The sequence below is a fragment of the Arthrobacter oryzae genome (assembly GCF_030812315.1).
GTDB classification, from domain to species: Bacteria; Actinomycetota; Actinomycetes; order Actinomycetales; family Micrococcaceae; genus Arthrobacter; species Arthrobacter oryzae_B.
Window position 1 is genome coordinate 393851 of record NZ_JAUSSM010000001.1, and the last position, 21405, is coordinate 415255.

At 65.8% G+C, this 21405-nt stretch carries 18 protein-coding genes; 10 read left to right on the forward strand and 8 right to left on the reverse strand.

Going from position 1 to position 21405, the window contains the following annotated elements; genetic code table 11:
* Window positions 1–55: 55 nt before the first annotated feature.
* Window positions 56–1285 carry a cysteine desulfurase family protein gene (locus J2S97_RS01885; protein ID WP_307046022.1) on the forward strand — a complete coding sequence of 410 codons (1230 nt, stop codon included), beginning with the start codon at window positions 56–58 and terminating at the stop codon, window positions 1283–1285.
* On the opposite strand, the gene J2S97_RS01890 is transcribed toward J2S97_RS01885, so the two are convergent.
* The gene (locus J2S97_RS01890) at window positions 1264–2514 is read right to left on the reverse strand and encodes an NAD(P)/FAD-dependent oxidoreductase (protein WP_307046024.1); all 1251 of its coding nucleotides are present in this window, start codon (window positions 2512–2514) and stop codon (window positions 1264–1266) included. The genes J2S97_RS01885 and J2S97_RS01890 overlap by 22 nt on opposite strands.
* 242 nt (window positions 2515–2756) lie before the next feature.
* Here J2S97_RS01890 and mnmA point away from each other — a divergent pair, with 242 nt between their 5' ends.
* Both mnmA and J2S97_RS01900 read left to right on the forward strand, forming a co-directional pair.
* Window positions 2757–3878: a tRNA 2-thiouridine(34) synthase MnmA gene (gene mnmA, locus J2S97_RS01895; protein WP_307046542.1), complete on the forward strand. Its 1122-nt coding sequence runs from the start codon at window positions 2757–2759 to the stop codon at window positions 3876–3878.
* 147 nt (window positions 3879–4025) lie between these two features.
* Complete coding sequence (locus J2S97_RS01900) at window positions 4026–5666, forward strand: hypothetical protein (RefSeq protein WP_307046026.1); 1641 nt, start codon at window positions 4026–4028, stop codon at window positions 5664–5666.
* A gap of 7 nt (window positions 5667–5673) precedes the next feature.
* Here the strand turns inward: J2S97_RS01900 and J2S97_RS01905 are convergent, their stop codons facing one another.
* Window positions 5674–6501, reverse strand: coding sequence for a caspase family protein (locus J2S97_RS01905; RefSeq protein ID WP_307046028.1), 828 nt, complete (start codon window positions 6499–6501; stop codon window positions 5674–5676).
* A gap of 315 nt (window positions 6502–6816) precedes the next feature.
* Here J2S97_RS01905 and J2S97_RS01910 point away from each other — a divergent pair, with 315 nt between their 5' ends.
* From J2S97_RS01910 to J2S97_RS01935, 6 genes are all read left to right on the forward strand, one after another.
* On the forward strand, window positions 6817–8451 hold the full coding sequence (locus J2S97_RS01910) for an ABC transporter substrate-binding protein (RefSeq protein ID WP_307046030.1): 1635 nt from the start codon (window positions 6817–6819) through the stop codon (window positions 8449–8451).
* A gap of 131 nt (window positions 8452–8582) precedes the next feature.
* Entirely contained in the window at window positions 8583–9674 is a 1092-nt protein-coding gene (locus J2S97_RS01915; RefSeq protein WP_307046032.1) for an ABC transporter permease, read from the forward strand.
* A 1-nt stretch (window position 9675) separates the two neighbouring features.
* Window positions 9676–10701, forward strand: a complete 1026-nt coding sequence (locus J2S97_RS01920; RefSeq protein ID WP_307046034.1) for an ABC transporter permease — start codon at window positions 9676–9678, stop codon at window positions 10699–10701.
* Window positions 10698–12392: an ABC transporter ATP-binding protein gene (locus tag J2S97_RS01925; protein WP_307046036.1), complete on the forward strand. Its 1695-nt coding sequence runs from the start codon at window positions 10698–10700 to the stop codon at window positions 12390–12392. Before J2S97_RS01920 ends, J2S97_RS01925 begins: the two co-directional genes overlap by 4 nt.
* A 124-nt stretch (window positions 12393–12516) precedes the next feature.
* Entirely contained in the window at window positions 12517–12960 is a 444-nt protein-coding gene (locus J2S97_RS01930; protein ID WP_307046038.1) for a chorismate mutase, read from the forward strand.
* Between the two features lie 2 nt (window positions 12961–12962).
* On the forward strand, window positions 12963–13988 hold the full coding sequence (locus tag J2S97_RS01935) for a hypothetical protein (protein ID WP_307046040.1): 1026 nt from the start codon (window positions 12963–12965) through the stop codon (window positions 13986–13988).
* Here the strand turns inward: J2S97_RS01935 and J2S97_RS01940 are convergent.
* The 6 genes from J2S97_RS01940 to J2S97_RS01965 are packed head-to-tail and all read right to left on the reverse strand — an operon-like array spanning window position 13985 to window position 20080.
* Window positions 13985–14698 (reverse strand): DUF4166 domain-containing protein, encoded by a 714-nt coding sequence (locus J2S97_RS01940; protein WP_307046042.1) that lies wholly within the window; start codon window positions 14696–14698, stop codon window positions 13985–13987. The two genes, J2S97_RS01935 and J2S97_RS01940, sit on opposite strands and share 4 nt — an antisense overlap.
* Before the next feature lie 43 nt (window positions 14699–14741).
* Window positions 14742–16034, reverse strand: coding sequence for a DUF58 domain-containing protein (locus J2S97_RS01945; RefSeq protein WP_307046044.1), 1293 nt, complete (start codon window positions 16032–16034; stop codon window positions 14742–14744).
* A complete protein-coding gene (locus J2S97_RS01950) occupies window positions 16034–17062 on the reverse strand; it encodes an AAA family ATPase (protein WP_307046046.1) in 1029 nt (342 codons plus the stop codon). Before J2S97_RS01950 ends, J2S97_RS01945 begins: the two co-directional genes overlap by 1 nt.
* Window positions 17059–18288, reverse strand: coding sequence for a DUF4350 domain-containing protein (locus tag J2S97_RS01955; RefSeq protein ID WP_307046049.1), 1230 nt, complete (start codon window positions 18286–18288; stop codon window positions 17059–17061). The genes J2S97_RS01950 and J2S97_RS01955 overlap by 4 nt, the downstream gene beginning before the upstream one ends.
* Window positions 18285–19007, reverse strand: coding sequence for a DUF4129 domain-containing protein (locus J2S97_RS01960; RefSeq protein WP_307046050.1), 723 nt, complete (start codon window positions 19005–19007; stop codon window positions 18285–18287). Before J2S97_RS01960 ends, J2S97_RS01955 begins: the two co-directional genes overlap by 4 nt.
* Entirely contained in the window at window positions 19004–20080 is a 1077-nt protein-coding gene (locus J2S97_RS01965; protein WP_307046052.1) for a DUF7847 domain-containing protein, read from the reverse strand. The genes J2S97_RS01960 and J2S97_RS01965 overlap by 4 nt, the downstream gene beginning before the upstream one ends.
* Before the next feature lie 633 nt (window positions 20081–20713).
* On the opposite strand from J2S97_RS01965, the gene mtrA reads away from it, so the two are divergent.
* Window positions 20714–21388, forward strand: coding sequence for an MtrAB system response regulator MtrA (mtrA, locus tag J2S97_RS01970; RefSeq protein WP_307046054.1), 675 nt, complete (start codon window positions 20714–20716; stop codon window positions 21386–21388).
* Window positions 21389–21405 lie beyond the last annotated feature (17 nt).

Consider the following 21405-nt stretch of genomic DNA (forward strand, 5'->3'; position numbering starts at 1 on the left):
CTCGAATCTACACCGGCGCCGGAGCCTCCCGCGTTGCCGCGGCTAGAATTGGCTTGTGTCCGTTTACCTCGATCATGCCGCCACCACGCCCATCGCCGCTGAGGCTCTGGCAGCACTCACCCGCGAGCTTGCCAGGACCGGAAACCCTTCATCGCTGCACGGATCAGGACGCCGTGCCCGCCGATCGGTAGAAGACGCCCGCGAGGCAATTGCCGCCGCCGCGGGCGCCCACCCATCAGAGGTCATCTTCACGTCAGGCGGCACGGAGGCGGACAACCTGGCCGTGAAGGGACTTTACTGGGCCCGCCGCGCCGAAAATCCGGGACGCACGCGCATCCTCTGCTCCGCCGTCGAACATCACGCTGTCCTGGACACCGTTGAATGGCTGGAACGGCACGAGCAGGCAGAAGTTTCCTGGCTGCCCGTAGATTCCAACGGCGTCGTGGACCTTGGGGTGCTGAGGTCTGAGCTCCGCCGGGACCCGGAGTCCATCGCGCTCGTGTCGGTGATGTGGGCCAACAATGAGGTGGGTACCATCCAGCCGGTGCGGGAGGTGGTTGAGGCGGCCCATTCCGTCGGCGTGCCCGTGCATTCCGACGCCGTCCAGGCCTTTGGGTCGGTTCCCGTGGATTTCCGGGCGAGCGGACTGGACGCCATGTCCGTCTCCGGCCACAAGATCGGCGGCCCGGTAGGAGTGGGTGCCCTGCTGCTCGGCCGCTCCGTAAAGCTGACACCGGTGCAGCACGGGGGAGGGCAGGAACGCGATGTCAGGTCCGGGACCCTGGACACGGCATCGATCGCCGCCTTCGCCGCCGCGGCGGAAGCCGTGACGAAGGACCTCCCCGGGGAGTCGGCACGGATCGCGGGGCTGAGGGACAGGCTGATTGCCGGCGTGCTGGACTGCGTCCCGCACGCGGTCCTGCGCGGCGCGCCCGGGGATGGACGCCTGCCCGGCAACGCACACTTCACATTTCCGGGCTGCGAGGGCGATTCCCTGCTGTTCCTGCTGGACCTTGCCGGCGTTGAATCATCCACGGGTTCCGCCTGCACGGCCGGCGTTCCGCGGCCCTCCCATGTCCTGCTGGCCATGGGGCTGGACGAGGAGACCGCCCGGGGTGCACAGCGCTTCTCCCTGGGCCACTCCTCCACGGAAGCCGACGTCGAGGCCCTCCTGGCAGCGCTTCCGGGCGCCTATGAGCGTGCCCGCCAGGCAGGGATGGCCGGCCACGAATCGACCATACAGACAGCCGCCACCGTGGCCCGTCAGTCGTCCGCCAGGAGCTGATCCAGCGCGACGGCAGGGTCTGCCAGGCGGCTGGCCCTGATGGCGGTCCGGCTTGAGATCAGTGCCTTGATGGCTTTCTGCGTGCGGGGAACATTGACGTTCATGCCTGCGACCACCTTGCCCTCGTGCTGCCAGAATGCGATGAACTCCCTGCTGGCCAACGAGCCGCGGATGACCGGCTCGGCGCCCGCCGCCAGGGTGGGAAATCCCGAGTACTCCATGCTGACGTCGTACTGGTCGGTGTAGAAATAGGGGATGGTGTCCAGCGCGGCGTCCTGGCCAAGCATCGACTTTGCTGCGACTTTGCCGCCGTTCAGCGCATTTGACCAGTGCTCGCTGCGGTGGTGCTGGCCGGTAAAGGGGTGCAGGGGGTTTGCCACGTCCCCGGCCGCAAAGATGTCCGGTCCGCTGGTCTGCAGCGCAGCGTCGGTCAGTATTCCATTGTGCAGGGCCAGGCCGGCCTGTTCCGCGAGGGCGGTTTCGGGGGCCACGCCCACGGCAATGACTACCACGTCGGCCGGCAGCGCCTCACCCGATCCGGTCACCACTGCGGTGACGCGGCCGGACTCGCCCAGCATGCCGGCGGCAGTCGCGCCCAGCCGGAACTGCACCCCGTTGGCTTCATGGAGCGAGCGGAAGAACGATCCCAGTTCGGGTCCGATGGCGGCTGCCAGCGGAATGTCCTCGAGGCCGAGCAGTGTCACGCGGTTGCCGTAGCTGCTGGCCGCGGCGGCAAGTTCCATCCCGATCCAGCCGGAGCCGATCATCACGACGTCCCGTCCGCCCGGCGACAACCGTTCCCGGAGGCGGCGGCTGTCATCCAGCGTCCTGAACGTGGTGACCCCATCCAATGTGCTCCCTGACAATGGAATGTGCCGGGGGAGGGCGCCGGTGGCCAGCAGGAGGGCGCCGTAGTCCAGAGAATCGCCGCTGCTGAGCCGTACCGTGTGCGGGCCAGGATCGATGCCGGCGACCTGCACGCCCAGGCGGAGGTCGACGTTGTTCTCTTCGTACCAGGACTCGGGCGCAACGGGGACGGCTTCCTCACCGGCTTTGCCGAGCAGGTACTCCTTGGACAGCGGCGGCCGTAGGTAGGGGTGATGCAGCTCCGCGCCAATGAGGGTAATCCGGCCGGAAAATCCCTCGCCGCGCAGGGTGCGGGCAGCGGTGGCGCCAGCCAGGCCCGCTCCGGCGATCACGATGCTTTCGATGGTTCGTTCGACAGGCATGGTGCCCCTCGATTCCTTGGAAGCCGGCGCATCCGGCCGGGGCTTTCTAAAAACAGTAATCCTGACCATAGAAGCCGGGGGCTCGGCCGTCAAGGGTCCCGCACACCGGATTACAATCGCCCCTTTACCGAGGCAGTAGAATAGACGGGCATGCAGTGTGTCCGGCCGTGGCCTGGGACGCCCTGCAGCCCCACAATCAAACCCTTCCCCTAAAGAAAGCCAGCATGCGAGTTCTTGCAGCCATGAGCGGCGGAGTCGATTCCGCCGTTGCCGCCGCCCGCGCCGTCGAGGCGGGACACGACGTCGTCGGTGTCCACCTGGCGCTCTCCAGGATGCCCGGGACGCTCCGGACCGGCAGCCGCGGGTGCTGCACCATCGAGGACTCCCGTGATGCCTGGCGCGCCTGCGACGTCTTGGGCATTCCCTACTACGTGTGGGACTTCTCGGAGCGGTTCAAGGAGGATGTGGTCCAGGACTTCATCGACGAATACGCTGCCGGACGGACGCCGAATCCCTGTATGCGCTGCAACGAACGCATCAAATTTGCGGCGCTGTTGGAGAAGGCCATCGCCCTGGGCTTCGACGCCGTCTGCACCGGCCACTATGCCAAGGTCATCACCGACGCCGACGGAAATCCTGAACTTCACCGCGCGGCCGACTGGGCCAAGGACCAGAGCTATGTGCTCGGTGTCCTCACCCACGAGCAGCTCAAGCACTCCATGTTCCCGCTGGCGGACACGCCATCCAAGGCGGAAGTCCGGGCGGAAGCCGAGCGCCGCGGGCTGTCCGTGGCCAACAAGCCGGACAGCCACGACATCTGCTTCATTCCGGACGGAGACACCGCCGGCTGGCTGGCGGAAAAAATCGACATGACCACGGGCGACATCGTGGACGAGTCCGGGGCGAAGGTGGGCGAGCACCCCGGCGCGAACGCGTTCACTGTTGGCCAGCGCCGCGGCCTCAAGCTGGGCACCCCCGCAGCCGACGGCAAGCCGCGGTTCGTGCTGGAGATCCGGCCCAAGGAAAACAAAGTGGTGGTGGGGCCGGAGGCGCTCCTGGCCATCGACGAAATCCGCGGCATCAAAGTTTCCTGGGCCGGCCTGCCGATTGCGGAAATCGCCACCGGCGAAGAGTTCGACTGCCACGCCCAGGTCCGTGCCCACGGTGACCCCGTCCCTGCTACGGCCCACACGGAGCTGCTGACGGACGACGACGGCGCGGAGCGGACGAACCTTGTGGTCACGCTCACCACGCCGCTGCGCGGTGTTGCTCCCGGGCAGACCGTGGTGCTTTACCAGGGAAGCCGGGTCCTGGGGCAGGCCACCATCGACGCAGCGCGTTCGCTGCAGCGCGCGGCCCTCTAGCAAGGCGGCACTTTCCTGAACCTCCGGCGCGTGGCGCCGTGGTCAATTATGCCCGTGACCGCAATAATTGAGGCTTGGGGAACCAGACTTGATGCAGACCGCCCCTTCACCAGGTGAGGCTGCACAGTTGAGGAAAGCGGGTCCGCCATGGTCTCTGCAGCGCTCGGAATCGGGCATGGCCTCGAAATGGTCGCGCTTACTGCGCTCGCTGAGGGCCCCTTTACGCGCAAATCAGGAAAACCGCTCACCACCAGCATCCGGGTTCCCGTGGAACGAGTCGTCAACGGCCCGGCCGGTGCACGTCTGGCGCTCCGGGTCAGGGCTCCGGGGGCTGACGGGCCACGGCCTATTTCCCTGTCCGTAGACCGCAACGAATGGTGCATCGACGACCAACCCGCACCTTCCGGGCTCGAAGAGCTGCTGGCCGACAGCCGGTTCCTGGCACAGCATGTTTATGCGGTGGCGACGGCCACTCTGCAGGCCTTTGAAGTCACCTTGGGACGTCGAATGGGTTGGGCCTCGGGGCACCGGCTGGTCATCAGCGTCTATGACAAAATCCCCTACACATCCACGGGCTATGACCGCGAGCGCGGTCTGATCCGTTTTGGGCACAGAACCGACAACCGTTCTCAGCGTTCCGTCCCGCTGGCGCTCTATCACGACCTTGTGGCCCATGAGGTGACACACGCGGTCCTGGACGGTTACCGGCGGCAGTGGACGGACAACGATGCCTTACTCGACGGCTATGCCCTGCACGAGTGCATAGCGGATGTCGTGGCCATGCTGAGCGTTTTTTCATCTCCCGAGCGTGTGGAACAACAGTTGTCAGTTGCCGTTCCGGGCGCAGAGGGAAAGCGGGCTGGCGTGCCCGCCCGAAACATGGAAAAGGAAGTTCTGACGTCAGGGCTGTTCGGGCTGGCTGACGGACTGTTCTCCCGGAGTGCCGCCCGGCGCCCGCTCGATATCGATGTGCCGTTCGAGTGGCAGCTGGATCCTGAACCTCATCGCCGGGGTGAGATCGCCGTGAAGGGGGTGCTGGACGCCGTTGTCAGGCTTTGGCTGCAGCGGCTGGAAAGGCCGGGCGGCCGTTCAAGCCGATATCAGGTGGCCGAAGCCGGAGCGCATCTTGGGCATCAGATGCTAGGCATGGTACTGCGGGGGCTCGCCTACATGCCGCCGGTGGACCCGAACTGGGAGGACCTGCTGCGCGGCATCCTCGCAGCTGATGCCGTGCTGGTACCGACGGACATGATGGGATACCGGCAAGCCGTGCGGGACGCCTTCTGGGACATAGACCTTTCCACGGAACCCGATGAACTTCTGGACGGGCTGAAGCATCTTCGCGATCTTCGCTATCCGGTCCGGTTATCTGCCCTGGCCGCCGATCCCGAGGAGATCAACCGGTTCATGTGGGAGAATCCGCGGTTGATCGAGGCGGCTGGTATCGACCAGAACACGAGCATCGTTGTGAACAGGGTGCGCCCCAGTACACGTGTGGGGCCGGATGGTTTCGTGGTGTCCGAAATTGGCGCTTCCTACGTGCAGTCCGTCACGATGTCAAAATCCGAAGCCAGGAACAAGCTTGGGCTCCGGGTCGAGACCGACTATTACACTGTCCGTGGCGGCGGACTGCTGCGTTTTGATGAGGGCGGACGGCTGTGTTTCGCCGCGCTCAAGCCGGTCATGGACGCGGAGTGGCAGCAGGAAAAGCTGGAAATCATCAAAAGGGAAGCCGGGATTAAGATGCCGGCGGCAACTTTCCACCCGGAGGATGACCGCCGGGAGTGAGCCTCCGTCAGCTTCCCCAGGAAGCCTTCCGCGCCGCCGTCGTGCCCTCCAGTTGCGCAACCTGGTCGAACCCGCCAGCCCTGAGGCCCTTGCTGACGAGCTTCAGGATATCCGCCCGGCCAAGGGTGCCGTCGCCCCTGATGGCCTTGATGAAGTTGTAGGTGAACGCGCCGTTGTAGCGGCCCTCCAGGAACGCATCGGCTGCCGTCTGGTCAGCGCGGCAGGCCGCCAGGAGGACCGGCTTGACGCCCCTGCCGGCCTTCACCAGGTCCCGAAGCGCCCGGGTGTCGCTGAACTCGGTCGCCGCTACCCCGCGCGCTGTCGGTGCAGGCAGGAAACGGGGCCGCCGGCCGGGCAGGAGGTCCAGTGACTTCAGGCCCGTGCCACTGTGGCAGGTGTCCAGCACCACGTCCATCAGTACGCCGTCCGGCAGCCGCGCAAAAAGGGTGAACAGCTCGTCGTCCGAAATGACTGTGGCCGGGTCCCAGGTGTCGCCGGAGTTGTTGATGTTGTAGCAGGCGAAGGCTTCGTCCAAACGGTCTGCTTCATCGTCGCTGGCGTCCGGTATCTGTGTTCCGTGGCTGGAGAACGTGAAGACGATGTGCTGGAGCTCGCCCGACGCTGCGCGGTCCAGCAACGAATTCAGCTGCGCCACGACCTGCTCCTTCGTGGCCTGCGCGTCCAGCAGGATCGAGATGTCGGCCTCGGCGAATCCGTAGTCCGCCTGGAGCAGCCCGGCAAGGTCGCGGGCGTCGTTGACGCAGCCCTGCAGCCAGCTGGATTTTGGCAGGTGTTCAAATTCGTTGATTCCCACACAGAGGGCAGCTTTGCTCATGACGTGTTTCCTTCAGCCAGGTATTGCAAGGATTCCGGTGACGCGGTCAACGCAATCCCACTCTATTCCCGGGGCGGAGGCTCTTCAATGGCAGCCGGCAATCGTTCGGCCGGAGGCCGATCCGGCACGAACGCAGAAGAAAACGATAGTTTTGCCCCAATCAGGTAAATTTTGTGTCTCAACTCACAGGATGAAACGATTCATTGGCCTGCTGTCTGATTGAATCATGTGATCAGGACAACACTCCGCCCACCGAGTCCAACTCATCCAGTTGCCGGGCGGAAGGTGTGTACTCATCGAACAGAAAGTCCACAGATGGCTATGAACAAAAAAGCCCTGCACAGCGCCATCGCGCTTGCGGGTGTTTCCGCGTTTGCACTGACAGCCTGCACAGGCCCGTCCGGCGGCGGCGGAACTACCACCGGCGGCGCCGGAGGCGGAACCATTACCTACGGCACCACGGACAAGGTCGTCACCCTCGACCCCGCGGGCTCCTATGATGCCGGCTCCTTCATGGTGATGAACCAGATCTACCCTTTCCTCCTGAACGCCAAGCCCGGCACGGCAGACGCTACGCCTGACATCGCAGAGTCCGCGGAATTCACGAGCCCCACGGAGTACACCGTCAAGCTCAAGTCGGACCTCAAATTTGCCAATGGCCACGCCCTCACCTCCTCCGACGTGAAGTTCTCCATTGACCGCGTTGTCAGCATCGCGGATCCGAATGGTCCGGCCTCCCTCCTTGGCAACCTTGAATCCGTGGCCGCCAAGGACGACACCACGGTGGTTTTCACCCTCAAGGCCGGCAACGACCAGGTTTTCCCGGGCGTCCTCGCAGCCAACTCCGGACCGATTGTCGATGAAGAGGTCTTCCCGGCGGACAAGCTGATGACTGACGACGAGATCGTCAAGGGCAAACCGTTCGCCGGCCCGTACACCATCGAGAGCTACAAGAAGAACGAACTGGTCAGCCTCAAGGCCAACCCGGACTACAAGGGCCTCCTCGGCAAGCCCGCGAATGACGGCGCCACCATCAAGTACTACGCCGACTCGAACAACCTCAAGTTGGACGTCCAGCAGGGCAACATCGACGTCGCCGGCCGCAGCCTCACCGCAACAGACGCCGCCGACCTTGAGAAGGACGCCAAGGTCAAGGTCCACAAGGGCCCCGGCGGGGAGCTTCGCTACATCGTGTTCAACTTCGACACCATGCCTTTCGGTGCCAAGGCTGCCGACGCTGATCCCGCGAAGGCCCTGGCCGTCCGCCAGGCCATGGCCAACGTCGTGGACCGTGACGCCATCGCAACCCAGGTCTACAAGGGCACATACCTGCCGGCGTACTCCGTTGTGCCCGACGGATTCGTCGGCGCAATCCAGCCGCTGAAGGAAATGTACGGCGACGGCAACGGCAAGCCCAGCCTCGACAAGGCCAAGAAGGCCTTCGCCGACGCAGGAGTCACCGCACCGGTGAACATCAAGCTGCAGTACAACCCGGACCACTACGGCAAGTCCTCGGGTGACGAGTACGCCATGATCAAGGAGCAGCTCGAAAAGTCCGGCCTGTTCAAGGTCGACCTGCAGTCCACCGAGTGGGTCACCTATTCCAAGGACCGCACGGCCGACGCCTACCCGGTGTACCAGCTGGGCTGGTTCCCCGACTACTCGGACGCGGACAACTACCTGACCCCGTTCTTTGTTCCGGGCAACTTCCTCAAGAACCACTACGAGAACGCATCCGTCACCGAGCTGATCAAGGAACAGCTCACCACGGTTGACAAGGCAGAACGCGAAAAGGTTCTCGGCGAGGCCCAGACAGCCGTCGCGAAAGACCTCTCCACGCTGCCGCTGCTGCAGGGCGCCCAGCTGATGGTCGCCGGAAAGGATGTCAAGGGCGTCGACCAGACCCTCGACGCATCCTTCAAGACCAGGCTTGGCGTAATTTCCAAGTAGGTCCAGTTCTCCATCCGGTCCTGACCGGCCGAGGAGGCGGGGCGCCTGCACGGCGTCCCGCCTTTCGTGCTGAAGCAGGGCAACAGATTCCGGGGCTCACGAGGCCGCCGGAAGCACACATTTAGGTACCAATGACAACATTGATTGAGGCGCCGCCAACCGACGCCGACGGCCTGCTGCCGTCAAAGAAGAAGTCGTCCGGCGGGGGACTGGGCCAATACATCCTGATCAGGTTCCTGCTGATCTTCCCTACAATTTTCATCCTGGTGACGCTGGTGTTCTTCCTGATGCGCATCACCGGCGACCCCATCACGGCGGCCATGGGCGGCAGGCTGCCTCCTGAGCAGCTCGCGGAGCGGATTGCCGCGGCAGGGTATGACCGGCCAATCCTCGTGCAGTACTTCGAGTACCTCGGACATCTCCTTACCGGAAATTTCGGCACCACCCTTTCGGACAACCGCCAGGTCACGGAAATGCTGACCACGTACGGGTCGGCCACCCTGGAACTGACCATCAACGCGTTGCTGGTCGCCCTGCTGGTAGGCATTCCGCTGGGCATGATCGCCGCGTACCGGAGGGACCACGCGCCCGACGCCGTGCTGCGCGTCTTCGCCATCGTCTGCTACGGAACGCCGGTGTTCTTCGCCGGCATGCTCCTGAAGCTCACGTTTGCCGTCTGGCTCGGGTGGCTGCCCGTGGCAGGCCGCGCAAAGACATCCAGCGAGCTGGAGCTTACCTCCCTGCAGTCGCCAACAGGCATCTACTGGCTGGACGCCATCCGCAGCGGCAACATGGCGGCACTGGGCGACGTCATGGCACACGCGGTCCTGCCGGCCGTTGCCCTTGGACTGCTGACCGCAGGCATCTTCCTCCGCCTGGTCCGCACCAACGTGATCGGAACCCTGGGGAGGGACTACGTCGAGGCCGGCCGCTCCCGAGGCGTCAGCGAATTCCGGCTGGTGACAAAGCACGCCTACAAACCTGCCCTGATCCCCATCATCACGGTGATGGGCCTGCAGATTGCAGTGATGCTCGGTGGGGCCGTGCTGACGGAAACCACCTTCGAATGGAAGGGGCTGGGATTCCAGCTGGCGACGTATCTCACGGCACGAGACTTCGTCGCAGTCCAAGGCATCGTGGTCCTTCTTGCCGTGATTGTGGCCGTGACCAACTTCATCGTGGACATTGTCGCCGCGCTGATCGACCCCCGCGTGAGGTACTGACATGACCACCCCAACAACTGTTGAACCCACGGCGGATCCCCGCGCCTCGCTCATCCGCCGGTTGCCGGTCATCTCGCACTTCAACAAGAGCGTTGGCCTGCAGCGCGGAATGCTCGTGGCAGGCCTGATCCTGACCGGCGCCTTCCTGCTGACGGCGATTTTCGCCCCGCTACTGGCCCCCTACGGGTACTCCCAGCTCTCCGACGCCGACGGTAACTTCCCTGCCCAGCAGGCACCTGGCGGCAAGCACCTGCTGGGGACCACAGTAGGCGGCTACGACGTGCTGTCCAGGGTTATCTGGGGATCGCAGACGGCCATCATGGTCATCGTTGTGGCCGTCCTGATGTCGATCTTCATCGGCGTCATCCTGGGACTGGTCAGCGGTTACATCGGCGGCTGGCTGGACCGGATCCTCGTCGTCATCGCGGACGCCATCTACGCCTTTCCCTCCCTGCTCGTCGCGATTGTCATGGCCATCGTCATCAGCGGCGGGCAGTCAAGCCTGCTGGGTGGCATCATGGCCGCCGCAATCTCAATCACGGTGGTCTTCATCCCGCAGTACTTCCGGGTGATCAGGGCCGAGACCATCCGCCTGAAAGCCGAACCTTTCGTGGAATCGGCCAAGGTGGTCGGGGCGTCCAACATCCGCATCATGAGCCGGCACATCTACAAGAACGCCACGCGCACCCTGCCGCTGATCTTTACGCTCAACGCCTCCGAAGCAATCCTCACCCTTGCGGGCCTGGGCTTCCTGGGCTTTGGCATCGAACCAAGCTCTGCCGCCGAGTGGGGCTTTGACCTGAAGCAGGCCCTTGCCGACACCACCTCCGGCATCTGGTGGACGGGCGTGTTCCCTGGCCTGGCCACGGTGCTGACCGTCGTCGGCCTCACGCTCATGGGGGAAAGCATCAACGACCTCAACGATCCGCGGCTGCGCGGACGCAAGAAGGCCGCTTCCGGCAAGGGCGGGCCTGCTTCTACCGCAGGCACGCAGGCTGCGCTCCAAGCAGAAGTGAGAGGCTCATGACCATCAACATCGACAAGCGCGGCACCGGTCCGGTCTTGGACATTGACCACCTGAAGGTCACTTTCGCCACCGACGCCGGGGACGTCTATGCGGTCAAGGACGTCAGCCTCGAGGTCAACCAGGGCGAAGTGGTGGCGATCGTCGGCGAGTCAGGATCCGGCAAGACCGTCACGGCGAAGACCATCCTCGGCCTCCTTCCGGAGACCGCGATCAGCTCCGGTGCGGTGCTGATCAACGGCAACAACGTCATCAGCGTCAGCGCCTCCAAGTTGAGGCAGATCCGCGGCCGGGACGTGGCGATGGTGTTCCAGGAGCCCTCCACGGCGTTGAACCCCGTCTTCACCGTGGGGTGGCAGATAGCCGAAGGCATCCGCGCGCATGCGGGCGGTGAGGGCAAACGCGTCTCGGCCAAGGAAGCCAAGGCCCGGGCCATCGAGGCCCTCCGAAAAGTGGGCATCCCGGACCCTGAAGACCGCGTGGACTATTATCCCCACCAGTTCTCCGGCGGCCAGAAACAGCGTGTTGTCATCGCCGCGGCGCTCGCACTCAATCCGGGGCTGATCGTGGCCGACGAACCCACGACAGCCCTGGACGTCACCGTCCAGGCGGAGATCCTCCAGTTGCTACGGGACCTGCGGGACAAATACGGCACCTCGATCGTCCTGATCACCCACAACATGGGTGTGGTGGCCGACCTTGCCGACCGGGTGGTGGTGATGTACCAGGGCGACGTCGTCGAAGAGGCGCCGGCCAAGGTCCTGTTTGCGGAGCCGAAGCAGGGATATACCCGCAAGCTGCTGGCCGCCGTGCCGCACCTGGGCCGGAACTCGGCGTCCCAGGGCATGACCACGCGGGCACACCAGGACCGGAAGGTCCTGGTGGAGGCCAAGGGCCTGACCATTGAATACCCGGGCAGGCTCGGCAGCCCAAGCTTCAAGGCGGTGGACGGCGTCAGCTTCACGCTGTCCGAGGGCGAGGTGTTCGGCCTGGTGGGCGAATCCGGGTCCGGCAAGACCACCATAGGTCGTGCGATCGCGGGCCTGAACCGCACCACCGGCGGCAGCCTCAAGGTGCTGGGCTACGAGATGCTGAACCTCAAGGAGCGGACGTTCAAACCCCTCCGCAAGGAGATCGGCTTCGTGTTCCAGGACCCGGCGGCCTCGTTCAACCCGCAGCTGACCATCGGTGACTGTGTTGCCGAGCCGCTGGTCATCCACAGCAATCCGACGCCTGCCCAGGCGCGGAAGCGCGTGGGCGAGCTGCTCGAGTCTGTGCAGCTGCCGGCGTCGTACGCTGACCGCTTCCCGCACGAACTCTCCGGCGGGCAGCGGCAACGCGCATCACTGGCCCGGGCCCTGATCCTGAACCCCAAACTGCTGATTGCCGACGAGCCCACCTCGGCCCTGGACGTGTCCGTGCAGGCCGTGGTGCTGGAACTGTTCAAGGACATCCAGCAGGAGTTCGGGTTCGCCGCCCTGTTCATCAGCCACGACCTTGCCGTAGTGGACATCCTGTCCCATTGGGTTGGTGTGCTCTACAAGGGCAAGCTCGTGGAGCAGGGACTTGGCACCCAGGTCATGGGCGACCCGCAGCATGACTACACGCGGCGGCTTATCGCCTCGTTGCCCGTGCCCGATCCGGACGAGCAGGCGAGGCGCCGGGAAGCGAACCGCTCGCTGCTCGCCGGCTAGTTCCATTTCAGGCTGGACATGCCCGCCGTCCACTGTGGGCGGCGGGCTTTTCCCTGCCTCCGGCAACGTTTCGCGGACGCTTAACAGCCACAGGGATTTAGCACGGTGCCCATAGACTGGAGCCATGACCGAGCAGAACCAAGATCTTCCAGACACCGAATCCTACGACCCCTCAGCCAGCTCCCTGGCCGGACAGGTGGACCAATCGGTGATGGCGGAACTGCTGTCCATCCGGTCCAGCATCGACAACATCGACGCCACCCTGGTCTTCCTCCTGGCCGAGCGGTTCAAGGCCACCCAGAAGGTCGGCTTCCTGAAGGCAGCGCACAAGCTGCCCGCGGGCGACCCCGGCCGCGAGACCGCCCAGATCGCACGGCTGCGCCGCCTTGCCGAGGAAGCGCACCTGGACCCCGCCTTTGCGGAAAAGTTCCTGAACTTCATCATCGGCGAGGTCATCAGGCACCATGAAGCCATCGCCGAAGACCACCTGGCGTCGGAGAATAACGGAGCCGCTGCCAGCCAGCCGCGGCTTTCGCCGGCCGCCCCGTCCACCGCCGTCGACGCCTAGGCATGCCGGAATCGCAGGTAACAGCCACCGCCTTGGGGCCGTGGCCGGGAGAAGACCCGCTGGAGGCCGCACGGATAGTCCGAGGTGAGCTCGGCAGCCCGCACCTGCCGTTCCTTGTGGAGCTCCCGGACCGCGGCGTCGGTTCGGATGCGCTCGGCAGGACGGCTTCACTGCTGGTTGACCTTTCCGTCGACGTCCAGCCCTATGGATGGCGGATCGTGGACCGCCCCGGGCGGGACCTGATGAAGGCAAAGTCTGCTCTCTCCACGGACGTCAATGTCCTCGCCGATGTCGCCGGGACGGAAGAGAGTCCGGCGCAGGACTTCAAGGTCCAACTGCGCGGACCGCTCAGCCTGGCCGCGGGCCTGCACCTCCACAACGGTGAACGGGCCTTGATCGACTACGGCGCCCGACGGGACATCGCTGAGTCGCTGGCAGCCGGTATTGGTGATTTCCTGGGCCGGGTCCGTACGGCTGTTCCCGGGGCGCGGCTGGTTGTCCAGATAGATGAGCCTGATATCGCGGCTGTCCTCGCCGGTACGATTCCAACGTCCAGTGGCTACCGGACCTTGCGGTCTGTGCCGGGCCAGGAAGTAACAGAATCGTGGCGGCTGGTGACCGACGCGATCAGGGCCGCCGGCGCTGTGGAAACGGTGATTGCGGTTGCCGAAGTTGAGGCGCCGTTCGAGCGCATTCTCTCCTCAGGGGCGGACGGGATAGCTGTCCCGTTGAAGGCGCTCACATCCCGCCAATGGGAACAGCTCGCGGGTGCGGTCGAGGCGGGGAAGAGCCTTTGGGCCGGTGTGCTCCCGGTGAACGACGCGTCGGCGGCGCTGCCGCGTGTCCAGGAAGCCGTGGAGAACGTGTGGCGGCCGTGGCGTCAGCTGGGTCTCCCCGCCTCGTCACTCAGCTCCATCCGCGTGACGCCCTCCGGGGGTCTGGCCGGGTACACGCCGTCGTCCGCAACTGCCGTCCTGACCCGGCTGACGCAGGTGGCGGACGGGCTCAACCAGCTGGCGCTCGGCTAGACGCGGCTCTCCCACCTGTCCGGCCGGGCGTAGCCCGGCAGGTGGCCCGGCGCCGTGGCGGCGCCGGGGTACGAGCGGAGCCGGTAGTCGAAGCTCCCGGCATAGACGAGGACGAGGCCCAGCTGCGGCTGGATGACCTTGACTTGGATCCGGTGCTTTCCGTGCCTGCCCTCCGACGGTTCCCACCACTGCTCCGCGTAGGCTTTGGCGTCCACGGCGGCCGGCAGCGGGATCCGCAGCGGGCCCAGGAAGAGCCGGGATCCTTCGGAGACACCCCTGAGCCGCCCGTCGGCGGTCACGCTGAGATCCAGGTCGGTGACAAGCCGCCGGTAGCGGCCCACGTAATCGACCAGTCCCGGGGTGCTTCGGGAATCGTCGAAGCTGGTGGTGTCATGGAACAGCCGCGTGCGTCCGGGGAAATGGATCTCACGCCTGGCGGTGAGGCTCGACCGGCCGAACGGGTCGAGGTGGGCGTGGTTTTCGATCCGGAACGGAACCCGCTCACCGTACTCCGGGAAGAACGCCTCCTCCCCGCTGGTGAGACGCAGCAACGGCCGCAGCCACTGCTGCCGGCATCCGACGACGTCGAACACCCCCTCGCCGACGCCGTAGCGTCCGGACCCGGGAGCAAGGGAAAAGTACTCCTGCAGCTCGGGCTGTAGCCGGGCGAAATCGCTGCCCAGGGCACGTTCATAGATAGGCATGGTCAAGCTGGCCTCCTGCTTTTTCGACAGAACAGTTTCGTCAGATAAGTCACAGCCGCCCCGCCGCCTTGAGCCGGATGTACGCGTCCGCGAGGGCCGGCGGCAGTTGGTGCGGCTCGGCGTCCACCACTTCGACGCCCATCTGGCGGAGCTGGATGGCCACGGCCTCGCGTTCGAGCAGGGCGCGTTCGGCGGCCGCCGCGCGGAACACCTGTGCCGCCGTCGCGCGTTCCTTCTGCATGGTTCCCAGCATGGGGTCCCGCACCGAGGCAACCACCACAAGGTGCTGCTGCGCCAGTTGTGCCGCCATCGGGAGCAGCCCTTCCTCGGGTGCGCCGCCGTCCAGCGGGGTCAGCAGCACCACGAGGGAGCGGTGCGCGGAGATCTGCCGGATCTGGCCCGGGACCTGGCTCCAGTCCAGCTCGATGAGTTCCGGTTCCAGCGGCGCCATGGCCTGCACAAGCTGTCCGAGCAGGTTGCCCTTTGACGCAGAGCCCGCCCGGCCCCGGGTCCGCCGGTCGAACGCGAAGAAGTCCACCCGGTCACCGCCACGTTCCGCCAGGACGGCCAGCAGCAAGGCCGCCTCGATTCCGGTGTCAAGGCGCGGTTCGTCGTCGATCCTGGCAGCAGCCGTCCGGGAGGTATCCAGCATGATCACCACGCGCCGGTCCCGTTCGGGCCGCCAGGTACGGACGACGACGGCGGACCGCCGCGCCGTGGCGCGCCAGTCTATGGAACGCACGTCGTCACCGCGGACGTAGTCGCGGAGCGAATCGAACTCGGTGCCGGCGCCCCTGATCTGCACCGCGGCCTTTCCATCGAGCTCGCGCAGCTTGCGGAGCTTGGACGGAAGGTGGCGCCGTGAATGAAACGGCGGGAGCACCCGGACGGCGCCGGGACAGGGGAGTGTCCGCTGCCGCGCGGCCAGCCGCAGCGGCCCGAAGGCGCGCAGCGTCACATGCGGAGCCTTGAGGTCGCCCCGCCGGGCAGGCTGAAGCAGGACCGTCATGCGCCGCCGCTCGCCAGCCGGAACGTCCAGCCGCTGGCGTGGATTCTGCGCCCCCGCCGACGGCTGCCACGCATCCCGGACCACGGCACGGAGCCGGCGCGTACCGGTGTTCCCGATGGTCAGGACGGATTCGGCGCTTCCGCTGAGGGTGACATTGCCCGGCAACGTGCGGTCCAGCTTGACCTTCCTAAGCGTCGCGGCCACGGAGAGGTCCAGGAGCAAGGCTGCGCAGAGGAGCAGGCAGACCAGCAGAACGGTGCCCCAGTCGGGAAACAGCATCACCGGCACCAACCCCGTCAGTGCCAGAAGTACGAACCGTCCGGAAATGGCCATCAGCGCGGAACGGGCACGGACGCCAGGATGCTGGCGAGGACGCCGTCAACGTGCACGCCGTCCATCTGTGCTTCCGGCTGCAGGGCTACACGGTGCCGCAGGCAGGGGAGGGCCAGTGCCTTGACGTCGTCCGGGGTCACGAAATGCCGCCCCGACAGCCACGCCCACGCGCGGGAGGCACTCAGCAGGGCGGTGGCACCGCGGGGGGACACACCCAGCTGGAAGGACGGTGCCGCGCGGGTGGCCCTTGCAATGTCCACGATGTAGGCCGCGACTTCCGGCGCCACCTCCACCGCAGCCACTGCCTGGCGGGCCTGCTCCAGCTCCGCCGCACCTGCCACCGCGCGGACGCCGGCCGCGGCCAGGTTCCTGGAGTCAAAACCGGCCGCATGCCTGCGGATGACCTCAATTTCGTCAGCCCGGCCCGGCAGCGGCATGGCGAGCTTGAGGAGGAAACGGTCCAGTTGGGCTTCCGGCAGGGGATAGGTGCCCTCGTACTCCACGGGGTTCTGGGTGGCGGCGACGATGAACGGCACGGGAAGCGGCCGTGAGATGCCGTCCGCCGATACCTGGCGTTCCTCCATGGCTTCCAGCAGGGCAGCCTGCGTCTTCGGCGGCGTCCTGTTGATTTCATCTGCCAGCAGGATGTTGGTGAACACAGGGCCTTCCCGGAAGCTGAATTCGGAGGACCGGGAGTCGAAGACCAGCGACCCGGTGATGTCGCCGGGCATCAGGTCCGGGGTGAACTGAACCCGCTTGGTGTCCAGGCTCAAGGCCGCGGACAGCGTGCGGACCAGCAAGGTCTTGGCCACGCCGGGAACCCCTTCGAGCAGCACATGCCCGCGGCACAGCAGGGCGATCAGCAGCCCCGTGACGGTGGAGTCCTGGCCGACCACAGCCTTGGCCACCTCGTGCCGCACATCGAGCAGGGCCTGGCGGACGGGATCAATGCCTGTCGTGGCCTCCGCCGTTGCAAGGGCAGGGCCACCCGGGCCGCCCTGGATGAATCCGTTGGTCTGCTCACTCATCGGGCGGTTACCTCTTTCTCTAGTGTGTCCAGCTGCTGGGCCCAGTGGACCAGCTCGCTTTCAGTCCGGGGACGGGCATCCAGCACGCCGGAAGTCTGTTCAGTCGTCCGCCCAAGGTGCCGGGCAGCGGCGTCGACGATGGCCGTGGACTCAGCGTCCGGTCCCAGCCGGAGGATCCGCGCGAGGCGGACCAGCGTGCCCGCCCTGAGGTTTTCGGCCGCCCGGTCCACTGCGTGGGCGTCGTGATAGAGCCGGGCGCGGCCCTCAGCAGTCTCAACAGCCTTGACTACGACAGGCAGCGGCTCGAAGACCAGGGGTCCCAGCCGCCGCCCCCGCCAGACCATGGCCAGCACCGCCACCAGGGCGAGCCACGGACCGAGGAAGGCCACCCACGGCGGGGCTAGTTCATCCAGGGTCTTCGGCGCGTCTGCCGTGGTGACGTCCGCGATGCCGGGAAGGTACCAGACGAGCTGCTCCGAGGCCCCGAGGGTCCGGAGTGCAAGGGCCGCGTTGCCATGCTCATCAAGCCGGGCGTTGCTAAGTAGCTGCGTACTGCCCAGCACCACCAGCCTGCCGTCGCCGCTGCTGGCATACAGCCCGCCAAGGCCTTCCGAGGGCTCGTAGCAAGGGCGGCCGGCCTGGTAGAGGTACGCGGACTCCGCGGTGACCGCTCCGGCGACAGCGGGATCCTCCAGCCCACAGCCGGGTTCCAATGTGGACACCCCTTCCGGCACAACACCAGCGGGGCGTATGTCGCCTCCGAGGGCCGTCAGCGCGCTCAGCCGGGGAGTCACTACAACCAGCCTGTCCGTGGCCCGCTGCAACTCCTGAAGCTGCCCGCGGTCCAGGTAGCCGTTTCGGTCGAAAAGGAGCAAGGTGGTGGTCCTGTCCCCGGACGCACTGTGCCCGTCCGCACGTTCCAGGGCCGACATCGTTGCCGCGAAGTTGTCCGTCTGGCGGACATCCACGCCCTGGTTTCCGAGTATTACGGAGACGGCCTTTGCCCCGTCCGGTGCCGCGTTTCGGGTGGACAGGGGAGCGTCGTCGCGGCCGGGCGAAAGCTGGGCAATAATCGTCAGAGCCACACCCAGCGCGAAGACCAAGCCGATGAGGGTCCACGTCCGATGCCGGCGGATCCAAGCCGTGACGGCTGGGCCCGCGATGCGAACTCCGGCGGCGGGCCGCTCCGATGCCGGCTGGCTCGTCGACTCAAGAACGGGGGTCATAGCGGCAGCGCCAGGCGGTCCGCGGCAGGCTGGCCAAAGTCGGGCTTTGCTGACTCCAGGAGCTGATCCAGTTCCGCCATGTCGGCGTGGTCTCCGGCTGTGGCCTCTTCGCTGCCGTATCGGACGGCGTCGAATTTATCCGCGGCCCGCCGCAGCTGCGCGGCACAGCTTCCGAAGGCACCCGCCAACTGGCCGGCCACCTCGTCCGCCGTCCGGCCAGGCAGCGGGTCGATTACCGCGCGCTCTTCGGCGCACCGGACGATCGCCCTGAACTGTTCGACGACGGCGGTGGGCCAGTCGGAACGTGCTGCCGCGGCTGCCGCAAGCCGCCGGTATTCCGCCGGGCTGATGGAAGGATCGGCGTCGACGACGTCTCCGGCCGGACGACGGCGTGCGTTCAGCCGGGGACGCGCAAGGAGGATGGCCACTGCGATGAGGATGACAATGGTTACTCCGATTGCCGGCACGGCGACGCCGCTGTCAATTGCAGGGTCGCCGGTATTGAGCGATCGCAGCCAGTCGATGAACTGCCGCCAGAGCTCGGTCAACCAGTCCGGTTGCGCGTCGCGATACTCGGGTTTGCTGAGTTCCTCGGCGGCCCACCTGCTGGCCTCCTGCCTGTCGGGCTCCACGGGAGGCTCAACCGGCGTCCGGCCGGCGGTCCAATACGGAACCGTATCCACTGCTGACGCCGTTTCGAAAAAGGTATGCCGGCTCATCCGGCGCCCGGGGGCGGTCGATAGCCCGGTGGCGGGCCGTAGCCCTGTGGCGGACCGTAGCCCGGTGGCGGGCCGGAGGGGGTCTGCGGCCAGCCGCCGGGGGCAGGGCTGCCTGCGTTCCCCTCCGGGGCGATGCCGCGTCCGGGGACGCCGTTGGCCTCCGTGCCCGATTCGAGCAGCCGGAGAAGGGCGAGGTCGAGGCCTTCCTTCCGCATGCGAAGGTCCATGTAGAGCAGGCCCATCACGGAGGTTTGGAAGGCGTATGCCACTGCCCCTATCAGGGCCGAGACGATGAGCGAGGCGATTCCGACGCCTACCGCGAGGGCACGTTGCCCGTCGTCGCCGCTATGGGGCGCAACGACGGAGGAGAATCCGCCGGAAACGAGGGTGATGGGGACAAGGACGATCTGGCTGATGATGCCGATGAGGAGGGAAACGACCAGCGTGATGCCGAAGATCCGCCACCAGTTGTGACGCGTCAGCTGCCAGGACCTCCGGAGGCCGTCAAGTACGCCGAGTCCCTCGACAACAATCGCAGCTGGCGTCACGAGGAAACGGATGGAGAGAAACAACAGGGTCACCATGGTCCCGAGGAAAAGGGGGACGATAATCAGCGCAGACATTCCGCCCATGGAATCGGCCAGGAGCCAGGTTCCGCCCACCAGAACGGCGACGACGGCGACGCTGGCCAGGAACAGGAGCACACCAAGCCCAAGCAACGAGCCGATTCTGGACCGCGACAGCGACCACATCTCCTTGAAACCCGTGCGCCAATTGAGGACGGACCGGGCCACGGGCACAACCATTACACCCTGGAGCACAAGCGAGATGAAGACGGACACCAGTCCGAGGATCACGCCACCGGCCATGACGCCGAGACCCAGGCCGACCATTTCCGCAGGGCTCAGGCTTTCCAGCCACAGTCCAACGGATTCGCCCCCCGCTCCGGCTTGCGCCGTTATGACCGCACCGACAATGGTTCCCAGGGTCTGTGCCAGTAATCCCGCACCCAGCATTGCGGCGGCGTTCCGCCTGATGGTCTGAAACGAGCCGTCCAGGATTTCGCCGAACATCAGCGGCCGGAGCGGAACTATCCCGGGCTTTGGCGGGGCGACGTACCCCGACTGAACGTAACCTGGCTGCGTGTAACCCGGCTGAACGTAACCCGGCTGAACAAAACCCGGCTGATTGGAGGAAGGCGGTGGCCCCGCGTAAGGGGAGCCCCACTGCGGCTGACCACCGTGGCCAGGCTGCTGTGTGTTCCATTGCGGCGGCGCCCCCCATTGTGGCTGATTTCCGTTGCCGGTAGCCTCCGGTGAGTTCCACTGCGCTTGGCTTCCTTGGTGCGGCGGCGGTGCGTTCCACTGCTGCGGCCCGCCCCAGCGCGGTGGTTCCACCGGCTGCGGCTGTCCCTCCCGGGGTCGCGCGTTCGGATCCTGCTCTGACAACTTGTTCCTCCCCAAAAGATGCTGTCCGCGAGCCGCCCGGCCGAGACTCCGGCCCGGTGCTCCGGGCAGGCAGTGTCGTGCACCGTCCGGCCCGCTCCCAGCCTATAGTTTTGCCCGCATGCCTCATAGCCTCCGGCTGATTCTTCGCGGTGTCGCGCCGGTTCGGGCGGCGCGCCTCACCCCTCCCGGCGGGTGACCGCGCCATGCCGTGTCGGCGCTCAACGGGACAAAGCCCATTCAATAGGCGAATATATAACTATGAAGGCACGCATTCTGGTAGTGGACGATGACGAGGCGCTGGCCGAGATGATCGGAATTGTCTTGCGCAATGACGGCTTCGAGCCGGTCTTTTGCGCAGACGGTGGACAGGCGCTGGAAGTTTTTCGTTCCTCAAAGCCGGATCTTGTGCTGTTGGACCTGATGCTCCCGGGGGTTGACGGCATTGAAGTATGCCGGCAGATCCGAGCTGAGTCGGATTCGCCGATCGTCATGCTGACCGCGAAGTCGGATACCTCGGATGTGGTCCGCGGCCTGGAATCCGGTGCGGACGACTACGTACCCAAGCCGTTCAAGCCAGCTGAACTGGTTGCGCGGGTGAGGGCACGGCTCCGCCCGGGCGACCAGAAGGCCCCGGAAACACTGCGCATTGCCGACATCACCATTGACGTGGCCGGGCACCTGGTGAGCCGCAACGACGAACGCATTTCGCTGACACCGTTGGAGTTCGACCTGCTCGTCGCCCTTGCCCGCAAACCGTGGCAGGTCTTTACCCGCGAGCTGCTGCTGGAGCAGGTCTGGGGATACCGGCACGCGGCAGACACACGGCTCGTGAACGTCCATGTCCAGCGGCTGAGGTCAAAGATCGAGCGCGACCCCGAAGCCCCCGAAGTTGTCTTGACGGTCCGTGGTGTCGGCTACAAAGCAGGTTCCTGAACCGTCCAGCGGCGAAG

Bases quoted from the DNA above. Each gene is read 5' to 3' on its own strand.
- mnmA (WP_307046542.1), top strand. From the start codon at position 2,757: ATGAGCGGCGGAGTCGATTCCGCCGTTGCCGCCGCCCGCGCCGTCGAG.
- J2S97_RS01890 (WP_307046024.1), bottom strand. From the start codon at position 2,514: ATGCCTGTCGAACGAACCATCGAAAGCATCGTGATCGCCGGAGCGGGC.
- J2S97_RS01925 (WP_307046036.1), top strand. From the start codon at position 10,698: ATGACCATCAACATCGACAAGCGCGGCACCGGTCCGGTCTTGGACATT.
- mtrA (WP_307046054.1), top strand. From the start codon at position 20,714: ATGAAGGCACGCATTCTGGTAGTGGACGATGACGAGGCGCTGGCCGAG.
- J2S97_RS01900 (WP_307046026.1), top strand. From the start codon at position 4,026: ATGGTCTCTGCAGCGCTCGGAATCGGGCATGGCCTCGAAATGGTCGCG.
- J2S97_RS01960 (WP_307046050.1), bottom strand. From the start codon at position 19,007: ATGAGCCGGCATACCTTTTTCGAAACGGCGTCAGCAGTGGATACGGTT.
- J2S97_RS01955 (WP_307046049.1), bottom strand. From the start codon at position 18,288: ATGACCCCCGTTCTTGAGTCGACGAGCCAGCCGGCATCGGAGCGGCCC.
- J2S97_RS01950 (WP_307046046.1), bottom strand. From the start codon at position 17,062: ATGAGTGAGCAGACCAACGGATTCATCCAGGGCGGCCCGGGTGGCCCT.
- J2S97_RS01965 (WP_307046052.1), bottom strand. From the start codon at position 20,080: ATGTTCGGCGAAATCCTGGACGGCTCGTTTCAGACCATCAGGCGGAAC.
- J2S97_RS01910 (WP_307046030.1), top strand. From the start codon at position 6,817: ATGGCTATGAACAAAAAAGCCCTGCACAGCGCCATCGCGCTTGCGGGT.
- J2S97_RS01945 (WP_307046044.1), bottom strand. From the start codon at position 16,034: ATGGCCATTTCCGGACGGTTCGTACTTCTGGCACTGACGGGGTTGGTG.
- J2S97_RS01905 (WP_307046028.1), bottom strand. From the start codon at position 6,501: ATGAGCAAAGCTGCCCTCTGTGTGGGAATCAACGAATTTGAACACCTG.
- J2S97_RS01930 (WP_307046038.1), top strand. From the start codon at position 12,517: ATGACCGAGCAGAACCAAGATCTTCCAGACACCGAATCCTACGACCCC.
- J2S97_RS01915 (WP_307046032.1), top strand. From the start codon at position 8,583: ATGACAACATTGATTGAGGCGCCGCCAACCGACGCCGACGGCCTGCTG.
- J2S97_RS01920 (WP_307046034.1), top strand. From the start codon at position 9,676: ATGACCACCCCAACAACTGTTGAACCCACGGCGGATCCCCGCGCCTCG.
- J2S97_RS01935 (WP_307046040.1), top strand. From the start codon at position 12,963: ATGCCGGAATCGCAGGTAACAGCCACCGCCTTGGGGCCGTGGCCGGGA.